The 3,082-nt window shown below is 61.6% G+C and carries 3 protein-coding genes; 2 read left to right on the forward strand and 1 reads right to left on the reverse strand.

All coding sequences use genetic code 11. The annotated features are described in order from the left end of the window. Both tauC and tauD read left to right on the forward strand, forming a co-directional pair. On the forward strand, positions 1-716 hold a 716-nt coding region (gene tauC, locus OQK_RS09595; RefSeq protein WP_016772190.1), incomplete at its 5' end, for a taurine ABC transporter permease TauC. Between the two features lie 144 nt (positions 717-860). Beyond that, the gene (tauD, locus tag OQK_RS09600; RefSeq protein ID WP_016772191.1) at positions 861-1,703 is read left to right on the forward strand and encodes a taurine dioxygenase; all 843 of its coding nucleotides are present in this window, start codon (positions 861-863) and stop codon (positions 1,701-1,703) included. A gap of 130 nt (positions 1,704-1,833) precedes the next feature. On the opposite strand, the gene mgrA is transcribed toward tauD, so the two are convergent. Further along, positions 1,834-2,871 carry an L-glyceraldehyde 3-phosphate reductase gene (gene mgrA, locus OQK_RS09605; protein ID WP_016772192.1) on the reverse strand — a complete coding sequence of 346 codons (1,038 nt, stop codon included), beginning with the start codon at positions 2,869-2,871 and terminating at the stop codon, positions 1,834-1,836. Positions 2,872-3,082 lie beyond the last annotated feature (211 nt).

Genomic DNA, 3,082 nt, shown 5'->3' on the forward strand with positions numbered 1-3,082 from the left:
TCTGGTGGGCGGTGACCGCGACCGGGATGATCGAACCGCTGTTTCTGCCACCGCCCTCTGCCGTGCTGCAAAAAGGCTGGCTATTGGCGACTTCCGGATACATGGATTCGACGCTGTGGCAGCACCTCGGCGCGAGCCTGAGCCGCATCGGCCTGGGTCTCGCTTTTGCGATTCTGACCGCCGTGCCGGTGGGCATTGCCATCGGTGCCAACCGCATTGCCCGCGGTGTGCTCGATCCGCTGATCGAGTTCTACCGCCCGATCCCGCCGCTGGCCTATCTGCCGCTGATCGTGATCTGGTGCGGCATCGGCGAGTTGTCGAAAGTGCTGCTGATCTATCTGGCGATTTTCGCCCCGATTGCCATCGCCACCGCGACTGGCGTGCGTACCGTCGACCCAGCAAGACTGCGCGCGGCGCAGTCGTTGGGCGCGACGCGCGTGCAGTTGATTCGCCATGTGATTCTGCCCAGCGCCCTGCCGGACATTCTCACTGGCGTACGCATTGGCCTGGGGGTTGGCTGGTCGACCCTGGTCGCCGCGGAACTGATCGCGGCCACCAGTGGCCTGGGTTTCATGGTGCAGTCGGCCGCGCAGTTTCTGGTTACCGATGTGGTGGTGCTGGGAATTCTGGTCATCGCCCTGATCGCCTTCGCCATGGAAATGGGCCTGCGCGCATTGCAGCGCAGACTGGTGCCGTGGCACGGCCAGGCGCACTAAATCGCCTTGTGAAAATTCCCCTGTGGGAGCGAGCCTGCTCGCGAAAGCGTCAGATCAGTCACTGCACTGTCGCCTGACACTCTGCATTCGCGAGCAGGCTCGCTCCCACAAAAGCATGACACTCCGAATTCGAAGAGAAAGACCATGAGCACCCTCGACATCACCCCGTTAAGCTCGGCCCTCGGCGCGCAGATCAGTGGCGTCGACATCAGCCAGCCGCTGAGCCTGGAACACCGCGACGCCATCGAGCAGGCGCTGCTCAAGTATCAGGTGCTGTTCTTCCGCAACCAACCGATCGAGCCAGCGCAACAGGCACGCTTCGCGCATTATTTCGGCGACCTGCACGTTCACCCGATCTACCCGAATGTGCCGGAACAACCGGAAGTACTGATCCTCGACACCGCCGTCACCGACGTGCGCGATAACGCGATTTGGCACACCGACGTGACCTTCCTGCCGACGCCGGCGATGGGCGCAGTGCTCAGCGCCAAGTTGCTGCCGGAGTTCGGTGGCGACACGTTGTGGGCCAGCGGGATCGCGGCATATGAAGCGTTGTCGGCGCCGATGAAAACCCTGCTCGAAGGTCTGACCGCCACCCACGATTTCACTCGTTCGTTTCCGCTCGAGCGCTACGGCAACACGCCTGAAGCGCTGGCGCAGTGGGAAGAAGCGCGCAGCAAGAATCCGCCGCTGTCGCACCCGGTGATCCGTACGCACCCGGTGAGCGGCCGGCGCTCACTGTTCGTCAATGAAGGGTTTACCTCGAAGATCAACGAGCTGTCGGAAACCGAGAGTGAGGCGATTCTGAAGTTTCTGTTCGCCCACGCGACGCGACCGGAATTCACCATTCGCTGGCGCTGGCAGAAGGACGACATCGCCTTCTGGGATAACCGCGTGACGCAGCATTACGCGGTGGATGATTACCGACCGGCGCGGCGGGTGATGCAGCGGGCGACGGTGTTGGGGGATGTGCCGTTCTTCAAGTGATAGCTGATGATCGTTCCCTCGCTCTGCGTGGGAATGCATCAACGGACGCTTCGCGTTCGGCTTTAGATGGGACGCGGAGCGTCCCGGGCGGCATTCCCACGCAGAGCGTGGGAACGATCCTCTAAGCGGCTTATTCGGCCGTCGAAGGCTTCTCCCACAGATTGATCCCGCCCTCCTGGGCAAACCGATCAATCTCCGCCAGCTCTTCAGCACTGAAATTCAGATTCTTCAGCGCGCCGACGTTCTCGATGATCTGCTCCGGCCGGCTCGCGCCGATCAGTGCCGAGGTCACTCGTGGATCACGCAGTGTCCACGCCAGGGCCAGTTGCGCCAGACTCTGGCCGCGACGCTGGGCGATCTCGTTCAACGCTCGCACGTGAGCTATGTTGGCCTCGGACAAGTGCGAAGCCTGCAACGAGCCGCCGCCGGGACGATTGACTCGCGCATCGGCCGGCACGCCGTTGAGGTATTTGTCGGTGAGCAAACCCTGCGCCAGCGGCGTAAACGCGATGACGCCCGTGCCGAGTTCATCGGTGGTATCGAGCAGATCCTTTTCCACCCAGCGGTTAAGCAGGTTGTACGCTGGTTGATGAATCAGCAGCGGCACTTTCCACTCTTTCAGCAGCGCGGCCATCTCGCGGGTTTTCACGCCTGAGTAAGACGAGATACCGATGTACAGCGCCTTGCCCTGCTGCACGGCGGTGGCGAGGGCGCTGGCGGTTTCCTCCAGCGGAGTGTCCGGGTCGAAGCGGTGCGAATAAAAGATGTCCACGTAGTCGAGACCAAGACGTTGCAGGCTCTGGTCGAGGCTGGCCAGCACGTATTTGCGCGAGCCGCCGCCCTGACCGTACGGGCCGGGCCACATGTCCCAGCCAGCCTTGCTGGAAATGATCAGTTCGTCGCGATACTGCTTGAAGTCTTCGCGCAGCAGGCGACCGAAATTGATCTCGGCACTGCCATACGGCGGGCCGTAGTTGTTGGCCAGATCGAAATGGTTGATGCCCAGATCGAACGCGGTACGCAGCAAGGCACGCTGGGTCTCGATCGGCGTGCTGTCGCCAAAGTTGTGCCACAGGCCCAGCGACAATGCCGGCAGCACCAGACCGCTGCGACCGACGCGGCGGTAAGGGATGGAGTCATAGCGGTTTTCGGCAGCGGTGTATGTCATCGAATCCTCTCTTGTCTGTCTTTTAGTCATCAGAAACCGGACACCTTTGTGGCGAGGGGATTTATCCCCGATGGGTGGCAAAGCCGCCCCAAAACCTGAAACCTAGGTGAATCAGGTGTACCGAGTGCGCTGGTTTTACGACTGCTTCGCAGCCGAACGGGGATGAATCCCCTCACCACAAAGGCCCCATCAATCATGCGAAGCGGTTTAC

The organism is Pseudomonas sp. R62 (assembly GCF_000257605.1).
GTDB lineage: Bacteria > Pseudomonadota > Gammaproteobacteria > Pseudomonadales > Pseudomonadaceae > Aquipseudomonas > Aquipseudomonas atacamensis.